Here is a 24173-nt window from a genome sequence, read left to right on the forward strand (position 1 = left end):
CCCCCGGATGCGGTGTTGTGCCTGATGCCTGTCGTTATATCGGCGCTGGGCCGGTCATGTTGCAGGCGAATCCGCAGCGGTGAAGTTGTTCACAACCATCCCCGCCGCGTGGCCTGCACCCCCGCCTGGAATCTGGTGCTCGCGCCGAGCCGCTCCAGCAGCCGGGCGGTGCGGCGGACCACCGTGCGCCGCGACATCCCGAGCCTGCGTGCGATGGTGTCGTCGGTGGCGCCCAGTCCCATCAGCGTCAGGATCGCCCGGTCCCGTTCGTCCAGCGCCTCCGCGGACGGATTCACCGAGATCGGCGCGGCCATCGCCCACAGCACGTCGAAGGTCTTGATCAGCAGTTCCAGCGCGGGGGATCCGGTGAAGCGCAATCCCATCGGATCGGGCCTGCGTTCGTCGGCGTGCAGCACCAGGCTGGCCCGCTCGTCGTCGCTGATGATCAGCTTGAACGGCGGCTCGGGCAGTGTTCTGGCCTGTGCCCCACTGGCATTGGTGGACAGCGCGTGGCGCAGGCGTTCGGGGTCCTGGTAGACGGTGTCCTGATACAGCGTCTGGTAACGAATGCCTTCGCCGAGCCTGGCCCGTTTGAGCTGGAACAACTGCCGCTCGCGTTCCGGATCGCTCAAATAGGGTCCGCGTTCGATCAGCTTGACGCAGCTGCGCGCGCCGGTCTGCATCTCCTCGAAATCCGCGAGCATCTCCAGCCGCTCGTACACCGGCACCACGGCGCCGTTACCGCGCGGCGAGCGACGCACCGAACGGAAGGTCTCGCTCAGTCGCGCCGCGGCGGCATGCATCTGGTTGATGTCTTGCTGCCTGCGCCGCGCCTCGGCCTCGGACAACGATTCCGGTGCGTGCGCGTCCCAGACCGTGCCGCCGTCGGGCGACTCGATGCGGACCGCGGCGCGTAACTCACACAACACATCCAACGAGTCGGCCGCGAGGTCTTCCGAAACGCCCAGGTACTGCGCGATATCGGCGAGACGCGATCGCGGATGGTGCACCAGCACGGCGTAAGTACGGCCGTGCGGTGACCCAGGCTCGAAGATGTCGCCCAGCTCGATCACGGCCCGAGCCTAATCGGCGCTGTCGGACGTAGTACGGGTTCAACCCGCGCATGGCGCACAGTGCCTCGCGCCTCGTCCGGGCGCGAAGGGCGCCACGGCGCGCAACCGTGCGATCGTCGGAATATCAAGCCGGAGAGGGGAAGTCAGTGCGCCGACGGACCCCAGTGCATCGGCACGCCCTTGGCGGACAGATACGGCAGCGGGTCGATCTTGGTGCCGGCCCGATCCCAGATCTCCAGGTGCAGATGCGGACCGGTGGACTGACCGCGGTTGCCGACGGTGGCGATCACGTCGCCCGCGTTCACTCGCTGGCCCTCGTGCACGAACATCTCGTTCACGTGGCCGTAGACCGCGGTGGTGCCGTCGTCCTGCAGCACCCGCACCCACAGGCCGAACCCGGAGGCAGGTCCCGCTTCGATCACGGTGCCACTGCTCACCGAATGGATCGGGGCGCCGAGCGCGTCGGCGAAGTCGAGGCCGTAGTGCATGGCCCCCCAGCGGCTGCCGAAGCCGGAGCTGATCGCGCCGCCCACCGGGCGCACCGCCGACGGCGGCGCGACCTGCTGCTGCACACCGCGGAGGGCCTCCTCGGCCTGGGCCAGCGGCGCGGAGATCTCGGGCGGGAGGTTCGGGATGCCGAACGGGGCGGCGACCGGCGCCGCGATCTCGGTGGCGGCGACCGGGGCGGCCTCGGGCGCGGGCGCGGCTTCGGCGACCGGAGCAGCGGCCGCCTTCGCCTCCGCGACCGGAACAATGCCGGTGCCCTTGACCGTGGTGGGCGCGGCAGCCGACTCCTTGTCGGCGTCGTGCGCACCGGGCAGCAGCGGGGCCGCGTAGGCGAGGGCCGGGGCGACCTGGCTGGCGGCGCCGATCAGAGCGCCGGTGGCGACCGCGGCGCTCGCGGCGGCCTTGACGCGCTCGGCTGCGGACGGCTCAGCGCGGTGCCGCGTCGGCCGGTTCGGGGCGCCGCCCTCGCCGAGGAGGCTGTGGACGGTAATGGAACTGGGGCCTACACGGTGCTGCGACAAAGCTGGTCCTCGGTCGACGTACAGGGTCCGGATGCCGGGGCCCGGGACCGAACCGGTTTAATAACGATTCGATGACGCCGGTGGATAACGGTTTGGCATCCGTTGTGATGGGAACTCTACCTCGTCGTGACCATTCCGCAACCTTCGGTGGCGAATTCGCAGGTGAGGCACGGGTCACACGTCCAGATGGGCGAGACTTGAGCCGTGATCCTCGACCATTTGGACGTCCCGATCGTGCTCGCTCCGATGGCGGGCGGCCCCTCCACTCCCGAGCTGACCGCGGCGGTCGCCGAGGCGGGCGGCTTCGGACAGCTGGCCGCCGGTTATCTGAGCGCCGCCGATACCGCCGCGCGGATCACGGCGACCCGCGCCGCGACCGCCGAGCCGTTCGGCGTGAACCTCTTCGTGCCCGGCCCCGCGACACCGGCCGCCGACCTGGCGGATTATCTCGCCGAACTCGGCGCCGACCATGAACTCGGAGACGCGAGGTTCGACACCGACGACTGGGACGCCAAACTCGACCTGCTCGTCGCCGACCCGGTCGCGGCCGTGTCGTTCACCTTCGGCTGCCCGAGCGCCGCGGAGATCGCCCGGCTGCACGCCGTCGGCTCCGAGGTCTGGGTGACCGTCACCGCGCCCGGCGAGGCGCGCGTCGCGGTGGACGCGGGCGCCGACGTGCTCATCGCCCAGGGCGCGGAGGCGGGCGGGCACCGCGCGAGTTTCGTGGATCGACCGGCCGACGACGCGACCGATCCGCTCGGCCTGCTGGCGCTGCTGCAGCTGCTGGCCGCCGCCGCGGATCGGCCGCTGGTGGCCACCGGCGGCATCGCCACGGGCGCGGGCATCGCCGCGGCGCTCGCGGCGGGCGCCGCGGCCGCCCAGCTGGGCACCGTGTTCCTACGCTGCCCCGAGGCCGGCACCAATCCGGTGCATCGCACCGCCATCACCGCGGACACTCCGACGATGCTCACCCGGGCTTTCACCGGACGCAGGGCGCGCGGGCTGCGCAACCGATTCCTGCTCGAGCACACCGCCACCGCACCGGCCGGGTACCCCGAGATCCACTACGCCACCGCGCCGTTGCGGGCCGCGGCACGGGCGGCGGGGAATGCCGACGAAGTCAACCTCTGGGCTGGTCAAACCCATGCGCTGGCACCGGAAGCGCCGGCGGGCGACCTGGTCCGCACACTGGCCGCCGAAACGAAAACCGCACTGGAAAAAGCGCTTTCGCGCCGAATCCAGTGTTGTTGACAACGACTTTCGATTAGACTCGGGTCGCATCGCATCACGTCCAGCACTGGAGGAGAGCGTTATGTCCCTCGATGTCCCCACCGCCCTACTCGAACGCGCCGAGCGCGGCGAGGTCGACGACGCCGACTTCGTCGAGGTCGTGCGCAATTCGCTGCCCTACGCCTGGGAGGTCGTCAGCCGGGTGGCCGGTGAACTTCGTTCCGGCGCCGCGGAATTCGCTGACAACACGGTCGCGCCGCCGGACGAGGTAGCCCGCGGCCAGCTGCTGCGCGCCATGGCTTCCGACGCCATCCGCGGCGGACTCGAGCGGCACTTCGGGGTGAAGCTCGCCTTCCAGAACTGCCACCGGGTTGCGGCGTTCCCGCTGTCCGCGGTCGGCGGCGACACCTACACCACCTTCATCGGCACCAGGGCGCAACTGCTCAACCAGAGCCCCGAACTGCGCAACTGCTGATCGACGCGAACCGAACACCCGGCGCGGCAACCGTTTCGGTCCGCACCGGGTGTTCGCGCGAAGAGGTCCGCCATGCCCGCGCGTCGCCATCGTTCCCAGCCGCGATGCGCGCGTAGGGTGAACCGCCATGAGCAGCAACGATCTTCGGGATGAGGTCGAAGCCAGGCTAGCGCCGTGGCAGCACCAGCTCGGGGCGGACCGCGCCGCCTACACCAATCACGTACTGCGCGTCTTGGCGCTGTGCGATCTGCTAGCCGCCGACCAGCAACCCCGGCCGAGCACTCGCGAGGAGTACCTGACCGCGGCCACTCTGCACGATATCGGCATCTGGGCCGCGGGCACCCTCGACTATCTGGCCCCCTCCTGCGACCTGGCTCGAGCCTGGCTGTCGAGCATCGACCGCGCCGACTTGACCGGCCTGGTCGTATCGATGATCGACGAGCACCACCGGATTCGTCCCGCCGGTCCGCCGCACGACCCGGTCGAGATCTTCCGCCGCGCTGACGCCATCGACGTCGAACGCGGGCTGCTCGGCCGGTTCGGCGTCTCCCGCCGCGCCTACCGCGACCTGGCGAATCGCTATCCCAACCACGGCTTTCATCGCGCGCTGGTGCGTCTGGCCGTGCGGCGGTTGCGGACCGACCCCACGTCACCACTGCCGATGGTGAAGTGGTGACGCGGGCCGGTCACCGAGAGCAAGCGCTCAGCCGAGGGTGGTGACGTCGAGGTCGCCGTCGGCGTACTGGCTGCGCAGCCGCTTCTTGTCGAACTTGCCCACGCTGGTCTTGGGCACCTCCGCGATGAAGGTCCAGCGTTCGGGCAACTGCCATTTGGCGAACTTGTCGGCGAGGAACTCGCGCAGCTCTTCCGGTTTCGCCTCGGCGCCCTCGGCGAGCACCACCGCCACCAGCGGGCGCTCGTCCCACTTCTGGTCCGGCACACCGATCACGGCTGCCTCGGCGACCGCGGGATGGCCGATCACGGCGTTCTCCAGGTCCACCGACGAGATCCATTCACCACCGGACTTGATCACGTCCTTGGAGCGGTCGACCAGGGTGAGGAACCCGTCGGGGGTGATCTTGCCGACGTCGCCGGTGCGCAGCCAGCCGTCGTGGAACTTCTCCGGGTCCACCGCCGTGCCGTCGGGCGAGTAGTAGGAGCCGGTGATCCACGGACCGCGCACTTCCAGCTCGCCGAGGGCTTCCCCGTCGTTGGGCACCACGCCGTCGTCGCCGACCAGGCGGGCCTGCACCCCGGCCGGGAACCGGCCCTGGGTCACCCGGTAGGTCCACTTCTGCTCGTCGGTGACCGCGGTCGCCGGCGGATGGGCGACGCTGCCCAGCGGCGAGGTCTCGGTCATGCCCCACGCGTGCAGCACCCGCACCCCGTGGCGGTCGGCGAAGGTGTGCATCATCGACGGCGGCACCGCCGAACCACCCACCACCACCGCACGCAGATGCGTGATGTCCTGCGGATTCGCCGCCAGCGCCGCGAGCACGCCACCCCAGATCGTCGGCACCGCCGCGGCGAAGGACGGCTTCTGCGCGGCCATGCACTCCAGCAGCGGACCCGGCTGCAGGAACCGGTCGGGCATGAGCAGATTCGCCCCCGACATCAGCGCCGCGTACGGCAGTCCCCACGCATTCGCGTGGAACAGCGGCACGATGGCCAGGATGGAGTCGGTTTCGAACAGGCCCATCCCGTTGTTCGCGCTGACCTGCATCGCGTGCAGCCAGTTGGAGCGGTGCGAGTACACCACGCCCTTCGGGTCGCCCGTGGTGCCCGAGGTGTAGCACATGGCGGCGGCCGAGCGCTCGTCGATCACGGGAAAGTCGTAGGTGTCCGGTTGCGCGGCCAGCAGTTCGGGGTAGGAGTGCACCTGCACGCCCTCGGGGGCCTCCAGTGTGGCCGCGTCACCGTTGACCACGATCACGTGCCGGACCGTGGTCAGATGCGGCAGGATCTGGGCGAACAGCGGCACCAGCGTGCCGTCCACCAGCACCACCTGGTCTTCGGCGTGATTGGCCACGTAGACGACCTGTTCGGGGAACAGCCTGATGTTCAGCGCATGCAGCACCGCGCCCATCGCCGGCACCGCGATATAGGCGACCAGGTGCTCGTTGTTGTTCCACATGAACGTGCCGACCCGATCGCCGACCCCGATTCCCAACCCGCGCAGCGCGTTCGCCAACCGCGCCGACTCGGTGCCGACCTCGCGGTAGGTCATGGTGCGCACGCCGGTACCGGTCCAGGTGGACACGGTGGAATCCCCGGCGAACGTCGATGCGTAGCGCAGCAACGTCGCCAGCGACAAAGGCTCGTCCTGCATAGTGCTGAACATCGGAACTCCTCTATTTCTCCAATGACTTCCGCTCAGAAAGCCAGGTCTGTATCGGCCACCTTCGGGGTCTCCGACGTGATCCCGTAGAGCAAGCCGATCCAGCGGATCACTTCGGGATACAGAATCGGTTTGCCGCTGGTGAGCACGGCACACGTCAGCGCACGCTCGGGGTCGGCCCAGGCGACGTTGTTGGTGAAACCCAGATGACCGAAGGCGCGCGTGGTGTCGGGCCCGAACAGGCTGAATACCCGGCCGCCGAGCATCGGCCCGTACCCGAAGCCGAAATTCATGCCCAGCGTGAGATCGGGCTCGATCCGGGACTGTGGGACGAGCGCCGCGGCGATGGTGTCCGGCCGCATCACGTGCACGCCGTCGAGTTCGCCACCGCGGCGGAAGATCTCGTAGAAACGGGTGAACTCCACCGCGGTGCTGACCAGGTTGGCGGCGGGTGCGATGACGCTCAGATAGGCCGGATCGTTGCCGGTCTCGACGGCCTCGGCGAAGCTGACGCCCAGCAGCCGGTCCATGGCATTGGACAGCGGCGGCATCGGCGGCATCCCGGTCGGATAGTTGTGCGCGAGCTTGGGGAAATCCTCCGGCGACACCCCGTAATTGGTCCACCGGAAACCCAGCGGACGCAGGATCTCCTCGGCCAGAACGGTGCGGATGTCCTTGCCGGTCGCGCGGTGCACCACCTCGCCCAGGATGAAACCGCCCGAGAGCGCGTGATACGACTGGAAGCGGCCGGGCGGCGCGGACGGGCGCACCGCGCACAGATTCCGCACCAGCCGTTCCCGATCCGCGACCGCTTCGGCGGTGAGCGCCTCCCTCGGCAGGCTCGCGACGCCGGACCGGTGCGCGAGCACCTGCCCGATCGTGATGGATTCTTTTCCATGACATCCGTATTCGGGGATGTAGCGGCTGACCGGCGCGTGCAACTCGAGCAGTCCACGCTCGACGAGTAGGTGCACGACGAAAGCCGTGACGCCTTTGGACGCGGAGTAGGTGACGAACGGGGTGCGCGTGTCCACGAGAACCTTCGGCGCATCGCGCCCGTCGCCGGGACCGTTGCCGTGCGCGTGACCGAGAGCCCGATCGAAGACGACTTGCCCGTGCCTGCGCACGCACACCTGGATGGCGGGGTGGACACCGCTGCGGTACACCAGCCGCATCCGCCGCCAGATGCGCTCGGCGTAGTCGGGCGCCAGGCCGACCTCGGTCGGCGCCACCTCGGCGCCGATCGACGCGACGGAGTCGAGATCTTCCGGGATGGGACTGCGTCGCACCAGGTCGGGCAGCTTCGGAAGGGTTGGCACGCGCGCGAGCATGGTTCAGTACACACCGACCATGAGCCACATCACACCGGGGATGCTACCCAACGGTAAGCCGCACCGGGCAAGCCCCGGAGGATTCCCCGAAACCACCTGTCCGACGGCGGATGCCCTCAGTTCCGGCTGGTCAGCCCTGCCGCCGCGACCTCCGTGACGGACATTCTCGATCCGGACTGGTGAACTCCGCGCCATCTCGGTGGCGGATACTGTCGATCCAGACTGGTGAACTCCGCGCCATCTCGGTGGCGGATACTCTCGGTCCCGGCTGGTCAGCTTTTCCGCCACCTCGGTGGCGGATGCGCCTCGTCCCGGCTTTCACTTCGGCACCGCGACCTGGCCGGCGGATTCGCGTTGGTTCCAGCTATGAGCTCGGCACCGCCACCTCGGCATGCGCCGGATACGCATGGACCACCGCGGTATTCAGCTTCGGCATCACATGGGTGAGCGTGTGCTCGGCATCGTGCGCGACCCGGTGGGCGTCCGCGAGCGTGATGGTCGGCGCCACGTCCAGCTCCACGTCGGCATGCAGGCGATGCCCGATCCAGCGCATCCGCAGGCTGCGCACGCCTTGCACGCCCGGCTCGGCGGCCAGTGCCCGCTCGGCCGCGAGGACCAGCTCCGGATCCACCGCGTCCATCAACCTGCGCAGCACGTCCCGCGCCGCGGTCCGCAAGACCGCGAGGATCGCGACGGTGATCAGCAGACCGATGATCGGGTCCGCCAGCGGGAACCCCAAGGCCACTCCCCCGGCGCCGAGTAGCACAGCCAGCGAGGTGAACCCGTCGGTGCGTGCATGCAGACCGTCGGCGACCAGCGCCGCCGAGCCGATCCGCCGCCCCACCCGGATCCGGTACAGCGCGACCGTCTCATTGCCGAGGAACCCGATCAGTCCCGCCGCGGCGACCCAGCCGAGATGGTCGATCGGCACCGGATCGAGCATCCTGCGGACCGACTCGTATCCCGCGATCAGAGCCGACAAGGCGATCATCGCGACGACGAAGAGCCCCGCCAGGTCCTCCGCCCTGCCGAACCCGTAGGTGTAGCGCCGGGTCGCCGCCTTGCGTCCGAGCGCGAACGCGATCCACAGCGGCACGGCGGTCAGCGCGTCGGAGAAGTTGTGCACGGTGTCGGCCGCCAGCGCCACTGAACCGGACACGGCGACGATCAGCAGTTGGAGCACCGCCGTGCACCCCAGCACCACCAGACTGAGTTTGACCGCGCGGATGCCGATCGCACTGGCCTCGAGCGCGTCGTCCATGCTGTCGGCGGCGTCGTGGCTGTGCGGGACGAAGATTTCGCGCAGTGCGCCGAGCAGGCCCGTCCGGCGCTCGTGATGGTGACCGGCGTGGCGGTGCTGGTGCCGATGGCTGCCGTGCTGGTGCCGGTGTTCGCGCAGGTGCGCATCCGGTGCGCGGCGGCGACCGGTCCCCTCGCTCGCCGTGACGCGCGCTCCGGCAGCATGTTTCGCCCAGCTCATGACGCGTCCGCCTCGCCGTGGCGGGGCAGTTCGCGCACCGCGCCCGCCCCGCGATGGTGTGCCGGAACGCCAGGGCCCGCATGCTCGGCGTTGTACACCGCGTCCACCACCAATTGCCGGATGTGCTCGTTCTCCAAGCGGTAGAAGATCGTCGTGCCCGACCTGCGGGTGTTCACCAGGCGCGCCATCCGCAGTTTCGCCAAATGCTGCGACACCGAGGCGGCGGGCTTGCCGACCTGTCCGGCCAGGTCGGTCACCGACAGTTCGCGGTCGACCAGCGCCCACAGCACCTGCACGCGGGTCGGGTCGGCCAGCATCCGGAACACCTCGACAACCAGCCCGACCTGGTCCTCGGCGAGCAGGGGCCGCATTTCCTGGTTATCTGCATTCATACGCAGATATTAGAACAGACGGGGGTCCCGGTACAGCGCCGCGTCCAGGCCGGCGTGCCGGCGACACCCCCTGCGTCGCCGCCGACACACCGGTCGACCCCGATCCGAACAGCTTTGTTCTAGCCGAGTGTGGCGCTACTGCGCCAGCCGATCGCGTGGATATCACCCGAATGAGACAAACCAATTTCTCAGGTGCACGGGCGGTTTCGGTTCTCGCCCACCAGCTACCCGGTTGACCAGCACGAACACTGCGGCGCCAGACGGAAATCCGGGTGCGTGCTGCACACACAGCTGCACGTGCAAGCGGAACGTGCGAGTGCCCCCGGCATCTCGACCGCACGCCAATCGCGGGCACTTCACCGATGCGATCCGGCCATTGTGCACTGAATGGTGCGCACACGCGGCCATCTTCGTCCGAATCGTGGTGATCGGCCGGTTTCGCTGCCACCCGCGCTTCGTATGCGTTCGACGCCCGGCGCAAGGCATTGCACACGGTATACATCCCGGGCATAAGCCTCCAGCGCCCACGCCGCTCGCCCGCCGCGACCCTGGCCCCGGTCAGGTGAATTGCCGCAAAGCCGGACGACACCGCCTGGCGAGCACCGCCTCGGAGGACGAGCACGCGCGGGGATAACGCGCGGTTACTGTGAACCACGAGAAGCGCACCGAGCGACCGGGAGTAGATCAATGCCAGTGGACCGTATGCTGCCCACCCCGGAGGCCCGGGATCTGCTCGAGCTGACCCGCGACATCGCCGACAAGGTGCTCGAACCGCGGGTAGCCGAGTGCGAGAAGACCGGCATCTTCCCTGAGGGCGTTTTCCCCGCACTCGGTGCCGCCGGACTGCTCAGCCTGCCGTATCCGGAGGAATTCGGCGGCGGCGATCAGCCCTACGAGGTGTACTTGCAGGTGCTCGAGGAGCTTGCCGCGCGCTGGGCCGCGGTCGCCGTGGCGGTCAGCGTGCACAGCCTGTCGTGTCATCCGCTGTTCAACTTCGGCTCCGACGAGCAGAAGCAGCGCTGGCTGGCCGGGATGCTGTCCGGCGAAACCATCGGGGCCTACAGTCTGTCGGAACCGCACGCGGGCTCCGACGCGGCCGCGCTGCGCTGCCGCGCCACCCCGGTCGAGGGCGGCTATCGGATCAACGGCGCCAAAGCCTGGATCACCAACGGCGGCCGTGCCGACTTCTACACCCTGTTCGCCCGCACCGGCGAAGGCTCCCGGGGCATCTCCTGCTTCCTGGTGCCCGGCGATACCGAAGGACTCGGCTTCGGCAAGCCCGAGGAGAAGATGGGCCTGCGCGCGGTACCGACCACCACCGCCGCCTACGACGACGCGTTCCTGCCCGCCGAACGCCGCATCGGCGCGGAGGGCCAGGGACTTTCGATCGCCTTCAGCGCACTGGACTCCGGCCGTCTCGGCATCGCGGCAGTCGCCACCGGCTTGGCGCAGCGCGCCCTCGACGAGGCCGTGGCCTACGCGAAGGAGCGCGAAGCATTCGGCCGTCACATCATCGATCACCAGGGCCTCGGGTTCGTCCTCGCCGACATGGCCGCCGCCGTCGATTCCGCACGCGCCACGTATATCGACGCGGCGCGCCGCCGGGACCGAGGGCTGCCGTACTCCCGCCAGGCCAGTGTGGCCAAGCTCGTCGCCACCGACGCCGCCATGAAGGTCACCACCGACGCCGTGCAGGTGTTCGGCGGCTACGGCTACACCCAGGACTTCCCCGTCGAGCGCTACATGCGCGAGGCCAAGGTGATGCAGATCTTCGAGGGCACCAACCAGATCCAGCGCATGGTCATCGCGCGCCAGCTCGCCGGGAACTAACCGCCCGAGGTGGCCGAAAATGCCAATCGCGTGACCGCGGATGTCTTCGGCCTGCGAGTACTCCGCCGTACTCTCGGTGCATGACCTCGCCGTCCATCATCATCATCGGAGCCGGATTCGCCGGACTCGGCATGGCACTGGAACTGCGGCGTGCCGGGCTGGACACGTTCACCATCCTCGAGCGCGCCGACGACCTGGGCGGCGTATGGCGCGAGAACACCTACCCCGGCGCGGCCTGTGACGTGCCCTCGCCGCTGTACTCCTGGTCCTACGAACCGAAATCCGACTGGCCGCGGCGGTTCTCCGAACAGCGCGACATCCACGAGTACATGCGCGGCGTCGCCGACAAGTACGGCCTGCATCCATTCATCCGCTTCGGCGCCGAGGTGACCGACGCGGAATTCGACGAGCACAGCGGCCAGTGGACCGTGCGCACTGCCGACGGTTCGCAGCTGTCCGCCGACATCCTCATCCCCGCCGTCGGCCAGCTGTCGCGTCCTGCCATGCCGAACATTCCCGGCATCGATACCTTCACCGGACCCGCGTTCCACTCCGCCGAGTGGAACCACGAGGTCGACCTCACCGGCAAGCGCATCGCCTGCATCGGCACCGGAGCAAGCGCGATCCAGTTCATCCCGCGTATCCAGCCGCGGGCCGCCCACCTCACGCTGTTCCAACGCTCGGCGGCCTGGGTGCTGCCGAAGGCAGATGTCGAGTACAGCTCCTGGCACCATGCGCTGTTCAAGTACTTCCCACCCAGCCGGATCGCGGAGCGCTTCGCCATCTGGTCGTTTTTCGAAGTGCTCGCGCTCGCGCTGACCGACATCCCGGCGATCAAGACACCGGTGATCGGGTTGGCCGACCGGCACCGGGCCAAGCAGGTCCCCGATCCCGAGCTGCGCGCGAAACTGACGCCCGACTACGCGGCGGGCTGCAAGCGCGGCCTGTTCTCCAACGACTACTTTCCCGCGCTGGCGCAGCCGAACGTCACCGTGGAGACCACGGCCATCGAGGAGATCACCCCGACCGGTATCCGCACCGCCGACGGCGTCGAGCACGAGGTGGACGTCATCGTCTACGGCACCGGGTTCAAGGGCACCGAGTTCCTCGCGCCGATGAACATCTACGGCCTCGACGGGCGCAAGCTGGCCGATGTGTGGGGCGCCGCCGGAGCCCGCGCCTACCTCGGCGTCTCCGTGCCACGGTTCCCGAACCTGTTCATGATGTACGGCCCGAACACCAACGTAGGCTCCGGCTCGATCATCTACATGCTGGAATCCCAGGCCCGCTACATCCGCCAGGTCGTCCGGTACCTCACCGACCGCCCAGGCCGCTCCCTCGCCGCCCGCCCCAGCATCGAGCAGCGCTGGGACGACTGGCTCCAGCACCGCCTGAAAGACACCCCGTGGAATTTCTGCACCAGCTGGTACCGCAACGCCGCCGGACGGATCACCAACAACTGGCCCGGCGCCACCGTGCTCTACCGCTGGAAAACAAGGACGTTCGACCCGTCCGACTACGACGAGACGCAGGCGCCTGCGCACTCGGCATAACCTCGGCAATTCGCCAGTAAACTGGCATTTATCCGGGGTCGAGCGGAGGTGTGCCGTGCGGTGGCTGCTGATCGTCGTGGTGATCGTTGTGCTGGTCGCCTTGCTGGTATGGCTGGCGCAACGGAGCAAGCAGCGCTCAGCTATCGAACTGGCCGACGCGCTCGCCGATGCCAGGCAGGTGAACGAGCGACTCGGCGGCCAGGTCTACAGCCTTACCGGCGGCAACGAGGCGGCGACCCAGGCACTGGCCGACGCCTCCGAGCGACATCTCGCCGCAGGAGCGCAACTCGATCGGGCCAGCACTCCCGCACAGGCACGGCTGGCCAAACAGACCGCACTGGAAGGGCTCTACTACATCAGGGCCGCGCGCACCGCGATGAGCATGGACCCCGGTCCCGCGATCGCCGCACTCGACGGCCAGGACATCGCCGGGCAGGTCAGCGAGAAGCGCGTAGTCCGGTACGAGGGCAGACAGATCGCGGCCTCACCCGAGCCCTCGCCGGCAACGCCGAACTACTACCCCGGCGGCCGCGTCGCCGGACGACCGATTCCCGCGGGTTGGTACTCCGAACCCTGGTGGAAGCCCGCGCTGATCGGCGGCGCCTGGGGCCTCGGCTCAGCACTGCTGTTCACGTCCCTGTTCTCCGGAATGTCCGGCGTCGGGTACGACGCCCACGGGTTCGAGAGCGGATACGGCGAGGGATACCAGGACGGTCTGGCCGCTGACCACGGCGGTCCCGACCAGGGTGGCGACTACTCCGGCGGCACCGACGGCGGTGGTTTCGATAGCGGAGGCTTCGACGGCGGCGGAGGCTTCGACGGCGGCTTCTGATCCGCCTCCAGCAACTCCCCACGACAGCGATGCGGACTCCCAGCCCTCGACCCGGTAGACTGCGGACGTCCCGGGTAGGCACACCGCCCACCACAACCAGCCTTCGTAGCTCAGGGGATAGAGCACCGCTCTCCTAAAGCGGGTGTCGCAGGTTCGAATCCTGCCGAGGGCACCAACCTGAGACAGTCATTTCCGCAGGTCAGAGCGATTTTTCGCGTTGCAGGTTCGATTCCTCAGGGGCACTATTCGTCGTTCATGCGCGATTTCGCGCGCACACTGAAGACGCGCAGGTCAAACGACTGGTCTGGTACAAACCTCTAGCAGCACGAGACCGGGAACCGAGTCGGCAGCGCGCTGGATTCAACACCGGTCGACTTCGCAGTGATCCGCTTGCCATTTCAACAGTGCGGCAAGCGCCTTCGCCTGGGCGGCGGCAATGCGTTCGCCTTCCGCACCGCCGACATATTGAACCTCGAAAGACCACCCCGAACCCACTGCGTCTACAGCTTGCTCGCCAGCTAATCCGACCTCGCCATCACTCGATCCGGCAACTGCACGACTGCTGTCTCCACCCGCGGCGGCCACCGTGCCCCGACCCACCGACACGTCCAACTCGGACATCACTGAGTCGGCGGGATTGACCCCATTGTCGCCAGCCACCCGAGAGATTCTCGACCAGATCACACCCCAGTTCTGGCAGGCGCGCGGATGGATGCCGATCCGCCCCGAAGCGGAAAGGGCGGGCCCTCCACAGCACCCCTCTGTACAGTCCACGACCAACCAAGCAGCGCGTACGAAACACCTTCTGTTACCGCGAAATTCGAACTGAAATCTGCAAGAGTCGCCGCCCATCGACATCCACCGCGATGCAGTCGATCCGGTCGCCGCTGGCCACAGCGGCCGGTAATCTACTCGGGTCGCTCATATGAACGAGGCGATCGCGTGCTCCAGCATCCAGTACAGTGCGGACGAGCGTTCCCGGCTGGCCCCAATCATCGTCCTCGCGGTGCTGGACATAGGCGGCACGCATGATGTCGCCGTCTATGTACCTGTCACCAGCGAAGTTGCGTCGCCATGTCAAACGCCCTCGGCCCGGCGCGATCAGGTGAAACACCGTGTCAGTGGCCGTGACATGGGCATCACCGGCAGCGACTCCGTTCAGCGCCCCGGGGGGCGCGATGGCCCGGCAAGCCGCTCGGCAAGCCGAGTGAGGCGCAGGCGAGCGACACCGCGGTAGGCGGGTGCGAGCGTCGCGGCTAGCGGCCCGCGCTGACCGAAATCGTGCTCGACTTCCGTTCCGGAATCGCGTGATCGAATGCTCCAGTGCCCGATCTCCGTGAATCCCGGTACGTGCCAACGCATTACGATGCGACTCGACTCGATTGCCGTATAGGTCAACGTTCCGGACAGGCCGGGCCGGACGGTCAATCGGTACTCTTCATCGACCACCGGGACGGGTCGACCGCTGATTTCGAGAAACGCCGGGTTCCAATCGACCAGCGATAAGGGGTCCAGCAGGACGGCTCGTACTTCATCGGCAGTCACATCCACGAGCATCCGTGCGGATTGTTGGCTGATCACAGCTGCGCCCCCGCCCCGGTCCGCGCCGGCGGGTTCGCCAGCGCATCCGCCAGTCGAGCAGCCGCGCCAGGATCATGAGCTGGCAGCACAACGAGTCCGGGCAACCCGGCACGGAGCTCGTTGACCAGCTGCGCCGACGACCGCATCTGCCGTTTGTCGCCGACTCCGGGCAGCTCGCCCTCGGCGAGCAGACGATCATCGTAGGTGAGGTCGCCGACCATGAGCAGTGGGTGCTGCCCCGGGCGGCGCACCAGCATCGACAGCGATCCCGGGGTGTGGCCGGGAGTGCGCAGCAGCACCAGGCTGCCATCACCGAACAGGTCGTGACCACGATCGAACGGACGCAGCGCCGGTTCGGCCAGCCCCTCCGGCTCCACGTGCTTCCAGCGCAAGCCGGGAAGGTCGATGTGGTTCGGCATCAGCCCACGGGCCTCGGGCAGGGGCTTGTGCAGGGATTCCCATTCGATCCGGTCGACGACGATGTCGGAGCCGCCGAGGACCGGCAGCCCCCCGATGTGGTCCTGATGCAGATGCGACACCACCGCGGTATGGATGTCACCGAGCGAATGCCCGAGGCGGCGGATCCCCGCCGACAACGTCTGTGCCGGTTCGATGGCGAACTCGGCGAGCCGCGAGTAAACGAGCCCGTTCAGCCCGCCGGGAAAGTAGTTCGGGTCGGTGACCGAGGCACGGTCCTGGCCGGTGTCGAACAGGACGATGCCTTCCCGATGCTCGATGACGTAGGCGTTGATCGGCCGCGGGTCGGTCCAACGCCGCGAGGTGAACAGCCACACGTAGGTGTTCTTCCAGGTCGGCCCGACGTGCTCGGGGCGAATGGCGACGGTGCCGGTACTGATGACCGACACACCGGAGATGGGATCCAGGGCAGTGCTCACGATGACTCCTTCAAGAATAGATGTCGTGTAATTAGATTACACGACATCTACTATTGCGCCATAGCTGTGCTGTGATGTTCATCGCGAAGTCACCCCGACTGACGAGCCAGCGACTGGCGGAAACGCGAAGCGACCGCCGGTTTGTCACAGTCACCGCGTATGGACGCGGTGGTGCGTTACACAAACCCCACGCACTGCATCACGCCATCCGCACTGCGCGCGACACCCTTCCGGCCACCCCGTCGCTGTGGACCGCGTACCTTCACACCGGAGCGTGAGCGGTTCCAGCGGTGCCGGTCACCGCCATTGACAATTATTCACCAACGTGGACAACGCATTTCGTTCATGCGTGACGCGTCTCGAGCCGCAACCATCGAACGAGCCGAACATATCCGCTGCAGCTCGGCCCCAGGCGCCTTGATCTGCATCGTCACCTGCCGACCGATGGTTCACGCGCTGCGGCGCCATGTCAGATCGGGTACACGTCCACGATGACCAGGCGTTTTTCAGTTGCCCATGTTCTGCGTGTCCTGCCGAGTACCGGTACCTGCGACGCTCGATTGACCTGACCCCGCTGGTTCGATCAGGTGGACCGAATCACGGGGTCCAATCACGATGAAACATGCACCGTGAGATATCAATTCGAAGTCATGACCTTCGGGAAGATCGAAGCCCCGGACTTTCGGCTGGCTACCCGCTGCTGCTCACTCGTATTGCGGCACTCGCACCACGACGATGCCTGCGACGTTGTCGGGCATGTTCGATACCACACGGTCCTCATTGAAGTCGCCCGTGGTGATCTCAAGGACGTAGCCGGGCGGAGCGTGCCGCAGAGGGTTGAGCGTGTGCTCGAAGTACCTTAGACCCCAGTGCCCGGTGTCGTCGGGGACGTCGCAGAAGACCGGGCCAAGCTGGTCATGACCGCCATAGTGCTCGCTTTTGACACTCGTCGATACTGCGCTGAACTGCTCGGAGCGAGCTCTCAACACCCGGTCGATCATCGAACGGGCGACTGCTCGTGTGCCGTCCTGCCGATTCTGTAGGAAGTCCGAGAGTTCCGGTGCGAGCTGCTTCTTGAGCGCCGGTATCAGCGGTGGGCTCGCCGGGGGGCGTGTCCACATGTCCTCCAGTGCCACAGACCGCCTATAGGTCGACTCCGCGTCACTCACAAGCCGTTCGTCTGCAAGCAGGGCAGGCATCAGGGAGATGGTGCGCTTGACGCAATGGACGCATCGCCCGCTCCGGTGAACGTCTGGGCAGCGCTCCCACCTCCGGTAGTCACCTGTCCCGAGGTAAAGCGCATATACAGGCAGGAGGCCCAGCGCCGCAGCAGCGGAACGAAGCACCTCGCGTTGTGAGCGCGCCGCGCCCCTCGCTCCGTAGCCGAAGTCGAAGTTCCACTTGCTCCTCGCCACGGTCACGCGCTTCGCCTGGACGAGCATCCCGTAAGCGTCCGCGCCGTCCACCCACCACCAGACCCAGTCGGCACCACTGAGAACTTCGGCTCGCTGGGTAAACGGAACGACGGTAACTGCCCGGGAGGTGTGGGCTGTCACGATCTCAGTAATTGTCGTCTCGCTCCACCGCAGGCCCGTCCGCTCGCACGCAGCCATATGCCGAACGGCCTGAACGCGAGCCCATCTGAACGCATTCTCGACCGCCGTCATGGTCTCATCCTCCTACGCACAACCGGACAAGAGTGCACCACATCCGCCCGTCAGCTACCACCGACAGTTCCACCGCGCGACGCCCACCCATCCCCGAACAATCACCGTCCGTGGTCACGCGACAGCCCAATAGGCGTAAGACACCGCGACAATGAGATCCGGTGCGTACCCATGATGACCAGTCGTTGCCCGGTTGCCCATGGGCTGCGTGTCCATCGCCCCGGGACCGAACCACAGGGATCAGGCCAGTCTCCGTCTCCGCGTCGCTGACCGCGACACCCGATCCGTACGCAGTAGCGAAATCTGTAGGCACACGACAGGCCCAGCGTCCAGCCGGGGTGATGTATTACCCACCCGCCCTTGACCCTAGAGCCCCTCAGGAGTCGAACCACCCGGCCTGCTGCGGCACAGTACCGGCAGCTACCCTGACCAAGAAACCGCTACCGGAGATAAAAGTCGGAACCGCACCGCCACCGCGCACGACTCCGCCGTCCGCCCCGATCGGAACACAAGGATCTACGCGGTGACCACGTTAAGCTCCGAGAGCACGCCTTGGGGATCGTTGAGATAGCGATATCCCTCCACTGGGAGATTGAACTGGCCGAGCACGTTCGCCACGGCATCGCGTTCCGCTTCAGTGACCGGGATCCGGCGCTTGATCAGACTGGCGCACAGCACGTCGACGAGCATCGCCCACTCACCAACGTCGCTATAGGTCCGATAGCTGTCGACCAGGTCAGAAGGCAGACGGTCGGCGACGCTCTCGAGAAGGTCTCGCGAGTCCTTGCTCATCTTGTTGAGCCGACGGTTACGGGCTTCGATAGCTTGCGGATCCCGCTGACGCTTTCGTGCTTCTCGTGCCGCCCTGTCCGGATTCATCGCTCTCCTAGCCTATTTGATCGGGTCACCATTCGCGTCGTTCCTGACTACACCCTCGCCACCGACGGGGTAGCCGGTCACGACTGAGCCGTCAGGAGCGACGATGACTTCGATTTGGACGCCGTTGCGGGTGCCGTTGACTTTCCAGTTGCCGTTGTCCTGGAGGACTGGCGGCTGGTCCGGATTCTTCGCGACCTCGACTATTCGGTCGATGATTTTGTCGTCTTCCCAGTCATCGGTGTCAGGGAACTCGGTCTTGTTGGGCATTCCAGTCCCGGGCGCGTGCCCACCACCGTTGATGTCGTCACTCCCGTCGCCGTCGAGGATATGGATCCGTCGTTTCTGAGAAATAGTAATCTTCGCCGGGTTGGGCTTCGCCCCCTCCACCTTGTCCCACTGGTTCCCGCCACTGCCACCATCGGTCAGCTTGATCGTCATTGCCGCGATACCGTCGAGAGCGGCTTTGGTGCCGCCCTGTGAGAGGTCGGGGATGGCCGAGAACACCCCCGAGCCGGCAGAACCAACGGAAGTGACCGCCTCGTAGATGTGGATGAGGTCACTGACATGAACAGCAGTGCGGATAACCGCTGCCGCCGCCGTGACGACTTCTGTGGTCACCGCAGCGCCACCCGCGGCGGCAGGCCCAGCGGCTACACCGCCAGTTACGACGGCTAGGATCCCGACGACCGCGATCGTGACAGCTATCGATGCGGCGAGCTCCTTGTTGGCGTCGGAGACAGCCTTCTGGATGTCGGAGCGCATTTTGTCGAGAGCGTCGTAGTGTCCCTGGACCGGGCCGTATAACGCTTTCGCGGCCTGAGCCAACAGTTCCGCGGCTTTCTGCAGCGTTGACAGCTTCTCTTCGATCGCAATGATGTTCGGGTCGGTACTGTCTGCGAACTTGGCATTGATGCCCTTGATCCGGTCTGCGACCCCGGTGATGTTCGTGTGCTCGGAGAACGTTTTCCACGCCTCTGCGGCAGTGTGCAACTTGGTGACGTCCCCGTTGGGGATCTTGCCGACCTTCTCCAGTAGACCTGTGATCGGGCTGTCGATTCCGGATCCGTTGTCTCCCTGAGCGGTAGCGGGAAGATCCATCCCAGTGTCGTACAGCAGTTGGGACTCGGTTGGACGTGTCGGTTCGGTGCCGCTGGCGGTGGAGCGGTTAGCCTGCCACCAGTTGTAGCCGGTGGCGGCAAGCACATCGCCGTATCGCTGCAGTGCGTTCGCCAGGGCCGCTGTCAGTTCGACTATATCGGTGGCGTACTGGTCGTAGGCAGTGATCCATGCCTGGCACTTCTCGTGGTTGCCTGCCATTCCGCCGCACTCGTGGACCAACGTGGACAGCAACGGACCCAACGCGAGAGAGATGTCGCTGGCGAGAAGCTGGCATTTCTTTGCCGCATCGAAGTAGATGCCGGAATCGATGGTCCATCCCATGGGCGTTATGCGCCGTTGAGCATCTGCTTGTTGACCTCGGCAGCGTTGATGTACTTCGTGTGTGCCTTGCGGGCGGCGTCGCTCATGTCGCGGACGCCCTCCGCGAACTCCCGCGCGGCTGCGACCCATTTCGTATGCGCTTCGAAATAGGCCCGGCCTGCGACACTTTCCCACCCGGTACCGGTGAGTCCTGCTACCTTGTCGTCGATGTCGTCGAGGTGATCACTGATGAATCCGGCCAGGCCGGACAACCTGGCCACGATCTGGTCCAGTTGGTCGACATCGACGGTGAACTCGCTCATGGAAGCTCCAGGCTGGATGCCGAGGTGTTCAACGCTGATGCGTTGGTGCAGTCGCGCCTTTCGTAGGTTTGGGCGGAAACACCAAGCTTTTCAGCCATCTCCCTCAGCGCCGTGATGATCTGACCTCCCCCATCGCGGACCTCGGACCACCCTGCGGAGAAGTCGGTCGCTGCGCCGCCAGACCAGCCCCCGTCGAGCAAAGCCGCGACGTCCTGAGCTACGGACCGCAGGGCGGACTGCAAGGATTCCGCTAGCTCGTAGGTGTATTGCCCAACCTCTCTAACCTCCTCTGGCACAACCGAAATGCTTGCGCCGGAGGCTGAATCTCCCCCATCAGTCATGGCTGGACCGTAGCGATCACCTCCAGGGGTGTCAATCCCGCTGCGTCATGCAACGCAACACCACGTCCGACACCGCTCGCTCAACCACACGGTGTCGTACTGATCAGTGCGAGATTCTCCTACGGGTCTGCCGAAATCGCTGAATGACCTATTCCGGCGCGATAGCCATCGGCGGACCCGCTGAGAGAAGCTCGCAGCATGCCGGACCAGGCAAACGACATCCAGTCGAGCTCAACTCCACCGGTTGTCGATGCTCTTCGAAATTTCAGAGCGCTGACAGCAGGGCAGCCTTTCCGGAGAAGACCGTCCGGGATGTTGAAGGGGTTGTGCGGCTGGGTTTTTGTAACGGTTGGGGGCTGGTGGACGGCATCGGTGGTGTGGGCTGGTTTTCTAGGCGTGAGGCTGTGAGGATCGGTTTCACCATTTCGGCGGGAGGATGACGTGGCACCAGGACAGACACTGTCGCGAGTGATACTGCCGACAGCGGCCACAGCGGCGATGACCACGGGACTGGCGGTAGCGGTGAACTACGCCACCGGCGGGGATCATTCGGCCTGGACCTGGGTAGCCGTCGCCGTGCTGACGGTGGGCGTGTTCGCTGCATCACTGTGGGTCCAGCGCGGACAATCCACACCCCCACCCGGACACGAGCCCACCGTCGGTGTCGATCTGTGCAACGTGAAAGCAGGAAGAATACTGCGGGTCAAAGGAATACACGCGACCGGTACAGGGGTCAGAGCACGCCGAGTACGGTCCGGCGGTGACATGTCCTTCGAGGACATCGACACCGGCCGTAACAATCCCACACATCCATGAACGAGAAGGCACGCTGGCCCGTCGCGCCGATCTACGACTTCGACCGGGTGAAAGCCGGGCGCGATCTGTTGATCCATCACACCGACAACCGCTACGAGATCGGTGTTGTGTCAAACGGGGCACTGCTCACCGGCAGGTCGCTGTACGTGTCACAGGTGCGCGAGTTCCTCGCCCCGGTCGACGGATTGCGAGATCGGAAAGACGAACTCGATGACGTGGCCGAGTTCTGCCGCGGTGAGCAACCGTATATGTGGATCAGGGCCGAGCCGTGGGCGGGTAAATCGGCTTTGCTGTCATGGTTCACCCTGTTCCCTCCAGCCGACATGACGGTGATCGGATTCTTCATCACCGACCGCCTCGCCGATCAGAACGACCACAGCGCGTTCACCGCCGCTGTCCTGGATCAACTCGCCGTTCTGATGCCGGACCAACGAGCCCTCATCGCCGCCGCCACGGTCAACCGCGACGGGCTACGCAACGAACTCCTCACCCTCGCCGCACGCCGCGAAGCCGACGCCGGCCGACGCCTGGTGCTCGTGGTCGACGGACTGGACGAGGACACCGGCACACCACCGATTGTCACCCTGCTGCCGACACGGCCGGACCTCAACCTGCGGGTCGTCGTAGCCAGTCGTCACGGCCCCGCCCTGCCCATCCCACATGGCCACCCTCTGACAGCTACCGAGCCTTATCCGCTCACATCATCTCCATTCGCCGCCAACGTCCAAGCCAAAGCCGTCGCCGAACTCGATGCGCTGCTTCGTGGACCCGACCAACACCGTGACCTGCTCACGCTGATCACTGCCGCCAATGGCCTCACCGCATCCGAACTCACCGAACTCACCGACATGGCGCCCTACGAGATCGACGGGCTCCTGCGCGCGGTGGCCGGACGCAGTTTCCGCACCCGCACCACGACGGCACCGCCGCTGCCTGGCGGACACGGCGACCCGGTCTATGTGCTGGCTCACGAAACCCTGCAACGCACCGCCGAGGAACGACTCGGCATGCGACACCTCACCGCGGGTATGGACCGGCTCCACAGCTGGGCCGACCACTACCGAGACCGGGCATGGCCGACCGACACCCCTGACTTCCTACTGCGCCGCTACTTCTCAGTCCTCGACAGACACCACGATCTGGCGCGGATGGTCACGGCGGCGCTCGACACCGCTCGACACGATCGGATGCGTGTGCGTACAGGTGGCGATGCCACCGCGTTGAGTGAGATCCGCACGGTGCAACAACATATCTGCAACCAACCCGACCCTGACCTCCTCAGCACCGCACGCCTGGCCCGCCATCGAGATCGCCTCCACAGCCGCAACGACAACATCCCCACCCAGTTACTGATTGTGATGGCGCTCCTGGGTCAACACGACCGCGCGGAAGCCCTAGCCCACTCCTACTCCACCCCACATCAGCAGGCCGAAGCGCTCACCGCAATCATCCAGGTAGTGGCGCAGACCGATCCCGAACGCGCTGCCCGACTCACCGAACACGCCGAAACCATCGCCCACACCATCACCAACCGACGCTCCCAAGCCGCCGCGCTCGCCAAAATCGTCGCGGTGGTGGCCGGGATTGATCCCGAACGCGCCGAAGCCATTGCCCACACCATCAGCGACCCGCACTCCCGGGCCAGCGCACTCATCAAAATCATCAAGACGGTGGCCACTACCGATCCCGAGCACGCAGCCCGACTCACCGAACACGCCGAAACCATCACGCACACCATCACCGACACGCACCACCAGACCGACTTGCTCACCTCAATTGCCCTTGCGGTGGACTGGACCGATCCCGAGCACGCAGCCCGACTCACCGAACACGCCGAAACCATCGCCCACACCATCACCGACACGCACCACCAGGCCGAATTGCTCACCTCAATCGCCCGGGCGGTGACCCGGCTCGATCCCGAACGCGCCGAGGCCATCACGCACACCATCAGCGACCCTTACCGGCAGGCCAAAACGCTCACCTCAATCGCTCTTGCGGTAGCCCGGACCGATCCCGAACACGCAGCCCGACTCGCCGAACACGCCGAAACCATCGCCCACACCATCACCGAACCGCACCACCAGGCCGACTTGCTCACCTCAATCGCCCGGGCGGTGACCCGGACCGATCCAGAACGCGCGGCCCGACTCACCGAACGCGCCGAAACCATCGCCCACACCATCACCCACCCGCGCGAGCAGGCCAACTCCCTTGGAAATATCGCCCACGTAGTGGCCCAGACCGATCCTGAACGCGCCGAATCCATCGCCCACACCATCACCGACCTGGACCGGCAGGACGACGCCCTCGTCACAGTCGCCCAAGTGGTGATCCGGACCGATCTCGAACGCGCCCAGACCATCACGCACACCATCGCCGACCCTTACCGGCGGGCCAGAGCACTAGTCAAAATCATCAAGATGGTGGCCCCGACCGACCCCGAGCACGCCGCCCGACTCACCGCACACACCGAAACGATCGCCGACACCATTACCAGTCCTCACCAACAGACCAACGCGCTCGCCACAATCGCCCTCGCGGTGGCCCGGACCGATCCCGGAGCAATGATCAGGACCTGTGGATGACGGGAAGGACGCACCTTCCCGGATGATCTATCAGTCCGAAGTCTTGATCATGCCGGCGCGCCAACGCCGGTCGGGAAGGTACGTCCGTGTTCACGGTAGTT

Annotated in this window: 22 protein-coding genes, 1 tRNA gene and 1 pseudogene; 9 read left to right on the top strand and 15 right to left on the bottom strand. The window is 66.3% G+C overall.

Annotated features, from left to right (window positions below):
- Positions 1-89: 89 nt before the first annotated feature.
- Entirely contained in the window at positions 90-1073 is a 984-nt protein-coding gene (locus IU459_RS09320; protein ID WP_195129064.1) for a LuxR C-terminal-related transcriptional regulator, read from the bottom strand.
- Positions 1074-1216: 143 nt separating this feature from the next.
- Complete coding sequence (locus IU459_RS09325; protein ID WP_195129065.1) at positions 1217-2101, bottom strand: M23 family metallopeptidase; 885 nt, start codon at positions 2099-2101, stop codon at positions 1217-1219.
- Positions 2102-2305: 204 nt separating this feature from the next.
- On the opposite strand from IU459_RS09325, the gene IU459_RS09330 reads away from it, so the two are divergent.
- The 3 genes from IU459_RS09330 (at position 2306) to IU459_RS09340 (ending at position 4482) form a co-directional block, all read left to right on the top strand.
- Positions 2306-3352, top strand: a complete 1047-nt coding sequence (locus IU459_RS09330; RefSeq protein ID WP_195129066.1) for a nitronate monooxygenase — start codon at positions 2306-2308, stop codon at positions 3350-3352.
- A gap of 61 nt (positions 3353-3413) precedes the next feature.
- A complete protein-coding gene (locus tag IU459_RS09335) occupies positions 3414-3806 on the top strand; it encodes an SCO5389 family protein (protein ID WP_195129067.1) in 393 nt (130 codons plus the stop codon).
- A gap of 127 nt (positions 3807-3933) precedes the next feature.
- Positions 3934-4482 carry an HD domain-containing protein gene (locus IU459_RS09340; RefSeq protein ID WP_195129068.1) on the top strand — a complete coding sequence of 183 codons (549 nt, stop codon included), beginning with the start codon at positions 3934-3936 and terminating at the stop codon, positions 4480-4482.
- A gap of 27 nt (positions 4483-4509) precedes the next feature.
- Here IU459_RS09340 and IU459_RS09345 read toward each other — a convergent pair whose 3' ends face one another.
- From IU459_RS09345 to IU459_RS09360, 4 genes are all read right to left on the bottom strand, one after another.
- Positions 4510-6147 (bottom strand): long-chain fatty acid--CoA ligase, encoded by a 1638-nt coding sequence (locus tag IU459_RS09345; protein ID WP_195129069.1) that lies wholly within the window; start codon positions 6145-6147, stop codon positions 4510-4512.
- A gap of 32 nt (positions 6148-6179) precedes the next feature.
- On the bottom strand, positions 6180-7463 hold the full coding sequence (locus IU459_RS09350) for a serine hydrolase domain-containing protein (RefSeq protein WP_324198804.1): 1284 nt from the start codon (positions 7461-7463) through the stop codon (positions 6180-6182).
- A gap of 376 nt (positions 7464-7839) precedes the next feature.
- A complete protein-coding gene (locus IU459_RS09355; protein ID WP_195129071.1) occupies positions 7840-8955 on the bottom strand; it encodes a cation diffusion facilitator family transporter in 1116 nt (371 codons plus the stop codon).
- Positions 8952-9326 carry an ArsR/SmtB family transcription factor gene (locus IU459_RS09360; RefSeq protein WP_195129106.1) on the bottom strand — a complete coding sequence of 125 codons (375 nt, stop codon included), beginning with the start codon at positions 9324-9326 and terminating at the stop codon, positions 8952-8954. The genes IU459_RS09355 and IU459_RS09360 overlap by 4 nt, the downstream gene beginning before the upstream one ends.
- 708 nt (positions 9327-10034) lie before the next feature.
- Here IU459_RS09360 and IU459_RS09365 point away from each other — a divergent pair.
- From IU459_RS09365 to IU459_RS09380, 4 genes are all read left to right on the top strand, one after another.
- Positions 10035-11177 carry an acyl-CoA dehydrogenase family protein gene (locus IU459_RS09365; protein WP_195129072.1) on the top strand — a complete coding sequence of 381 codons (1143 nt, stop codon included), beginning with the start codon at positions 10035-10037 and terminating at the stop codon, positions 11175-11177.
- A gap of 80 nt (positions 11178-11257) precedes the next feature.
- Positions 11258-12730: a flavin-containing monooxygenase gene (locus IU459_RS09370; protein WP_195129073.1), complete on the top strand. Its 1473-nt coding sequence runs from the start codon at positions 11258-11260 to the stop codon at positions 12728-12730.
- 55 nt (positions 12731-12785) lie between these two features.
- The gene (locus tag IU459_RS09375) at positions 12786-13562 is read left to right on the top strand and encodes a DUF1542 domain-containing protein (RefSeq protein WP_195129074.1); all 777 of its coding nucleotides are present in this window, start codon (positions 12786-12788) and stop codon (positions 13560-13562) included.
- Positions 13563-13661: 99 nt separating this feature from the next.
- Positions 13662-13737, top strand: a tRNA-Arg gene (locus IU459_RS09380).
- A 185-nt stretch (positions 13738-13922) separates the two neighbouring features.
- On the opposite strand, the gene IU459_RS09385 is transcribed toward IU459_RS09380, so the two are convergent.
- The 9 genes and pseudogenes from IU459_RS09385 to IU459_RS09420 all read right to left on the bottom strand — a co-directional run bounded on the left by IU459_RS09385 (position 13923) and on the right by IU459_RS09420 (position 20668).
- A complete protein-coding gene (locus tag IU459_RS09385) occupies positions 13923-14222 on the bottom strand; it encodes a hypothetical protein (RefSeq protein WP_195129075.1) in 300 nt (99 codons plus the stop codon).
- 268 nt (positions 14223-14490) lie between these two features.
- Positions 14491-14604, bottom strand: a pseudogene (locus tag IU459_RS38380) (catalase); the annotation flags it as partial.
- 116 nt (positions 14605-14720) lie between these two features.
- Positions 14721-15119 (bottom strand): SRPBCC family protein, encoded by a 399-nt coding sequence (locus IU459_RS40040; protein WP_195129076.1) that lies wholly within the window; start codon positions 15117-15119, stop codon positions 14721-14723.
- A gap of 20 nt (positions 15120-15139) precedes the next feature.
- Positions 15140-16039: an N-acyl homoserine lactonase family protein gene (locus IU459_RS09395; protein WP_324198805.1), complete on the bottom strand. Its 900-nt coding sequence runs from the start codon at positions 16037-16039 to the stop codon at positions 15140-15142.
- Between the two features lie 704 nt (positions 16040-16743).
- Complete coding sequence (locus IU459_RS09400; protein WP_195129077.1) at positions 16744-17706, bottom strand: hypothetical protein; 963 nt, start codon at positions 17704-17706, stop codon at positions 16744-16746.
- A 516-nt stretch (positions 17707-18222) separates the two neighbouring features.
- Positions 18223-18498 (bottom strand): hypothetical protein, encoded by a 276-nt coding sequence (locus tag IU459_RS09405; protein ID WP_195129078.1) that lies wholly within the window; start codon positions 18496-18498, stop codon positions 18223-18225.
- 99 nt (positions 18499-18597) lie between these two features.
- Positions 18598-20025 carry an EndoU domain-containing protein gene (locus IU459_RS09410; protein ID WP_195129079.1) on the bottom strand — a complete coding sequence of 476 codons (1428 nt, stop codon included), beginning with the start codon at positions 20023-20025 and terminating at the stop codon, positions 18598-18600.
- A gap of 5 nt (positions 20026-20030) precedes the next feature.
- Positions 20031-20327, bottom strand: a complete 297-nt coding sequence (locus IU459_RS09415) for a WXG100 family type VII secretion target (protein WP_195129080.1) — start codon at positions 20325-20327, stop codon at positions 20031-20033.
- Positions 20324-20668 carry a WXG100 family type VII secretion target gene (locus IU459_RS09420; RefSeq protein ID WP_195129081.1) on the bottom strand — a complete coding sequence of 115 codons (345 nt, stop codon included), beginning with the start codon at positions 20666-20668 and terminating at the stop codon, positions 20324-20326. The genes IU459_RS09415 and IU459_RS09420 overlap by 4 nt, the downstream gene beginning before the upstream one ends.
- A gap of 468 nt (positions 20669-21136) precedes the next feature.
- On the opposite strand from IU459_RS09420, the gene IU459_RS09425 reads away from it, so the two are divergent.
- Both IU459_RS09425 and IU459_RS09430 read left to right on the top strand, forming a co-directional pair.
- On the top strand, positions 21137-21484 hold the full coding sequence (locus IU459_RS09425; RefSeq protein ID WP_195129082.1) for a hypothetical protein: 348 nt from the start codon (positions 21137-21139) through the stop codon (positions 21482-21484).
- On the top strand, positions 21481-24072 hold the full coding sequence (locus tag IU459_RS09430) for a hypothetical protein (RefSeq protein WP_195129083.1): 2592 nt from the start codon (positions 21481-21483) through the stop codon (positions 24070-24072). The genes IU459_RS09425 and IU459_RS09430 overlap by 4 nt, the downstream gene beginning before the upstream one ends.
- Positions 24073-24173: the final 101 nt, after the last annotated feature.

This window comes from Nocardia amamiensis, from assembly GCF_015477605.1.
GTDB classification, from domain to species: Bacteria; Actinomycetota; Actinomycetes; order Mycobacteriales; family Mycobacteriaceae; genus Nocardia; species Nocardia amamiensis_A.

Bases quoted from the DNA above. Each gene is read 5' to 3' on its own strand.
- IU459_RS09335 (WP_195129067.1), top strand. From the start codon at position 3,414: ATGTCCCTCGATGTCCCCACCGCCCTACTCGAACGCGCCGAGCGCGGC.
- IU459_RS09340 (WP_195129068.1), top strand. From the start codon at position 3,934: ATGAGCAGCAACGATCTTCGGGATGAGGTCGAAGCCAGGCTAGCGCCG.
- IU459_RS09345 (WP_195129069.1), bottom strand. From the start codon at position 6,147: ATGTTCAGCACTATGCAGGACGAGCCTTTGTCGCTGGCGACGTTGCTG.
- IU459_RS09355 (WP_195129071.1), bottom strand. From the start codon at position 8,955: ATGAGCTGGGCGAAACATGCTGCCGGAGCGCGCGTCACGGCGAGCGAG.
- IU459_RS09360 (WP_195129106.1), bottom strand. From the start codon at position 9,326: ATGCGGCCCCTGCTCGCCGAGGACCAGGTCGGGCTGGTTGTCGAGGTG.
- IU459_RS09365 (WP_195129072.1), top strand. From the start codon at position 10,035: ATGCCAGTGGACCGTATGCTGCCCACCCCGGAGGCCCGGGATCTGCTC.
- IU459_RS09370 (WP_195129073.1), top strand. From the start codon at position 11,258: ATGACCTCGCCGTCCATCATCATCATCGGAGCCGGATTCGCCGGACTC.
- IU459_RS40040 (WP_195129076.1), bottom strand. From the start codon at position 15,119: ATGCTCGTGGATGTGACTGCCGATGAAGTACGAGCCGTCCTGCTGGAC.
- IU459_RS09400 (WP_195129077.1), bottom strand. From the start codon at position 17,706: ATGACGGCGGTCGAGAATGCGTTCAGATGGGCTCGCGTTCAGGCCGTT.
- IU459_RS09405 (WP_195129078.1), bottom strand. From the start codon at position 18,498: ATGAGCAAGGACTCGCGAGACCTTCTCGAGAGCGTCGCCGACCGTCTG.
- IU459_RS09410 (WP_195129079.1), bottom strand. From the start codon at position 20,025: ATGGGATGGACCATCGATTCCGGCATCTACTTCGATGCGGCAAAGAAA.
- IU459_RS09415 (WP_195129080.1), bottom strand. From the start codon at position 20,327: ATGAGCGAGTTCACCGTCGATGTCGACCAACTGGACCAGATCGTGGCC.
- IU459_RS09420 (WP_195129081.1), bottom strand. From the start codon at position 20,668: ATGACTGATGGGGGAGATTCAGCCTCCGGCGCAAGCATTTCGGTTGTG.
- IU459_RS09430 (WP_195129083.1), top strand. From the start codon at position 21,481: ATGAACGAGAAGGCACGCTGGCCCGTCGCGCCGATCTACGACTTCGAC.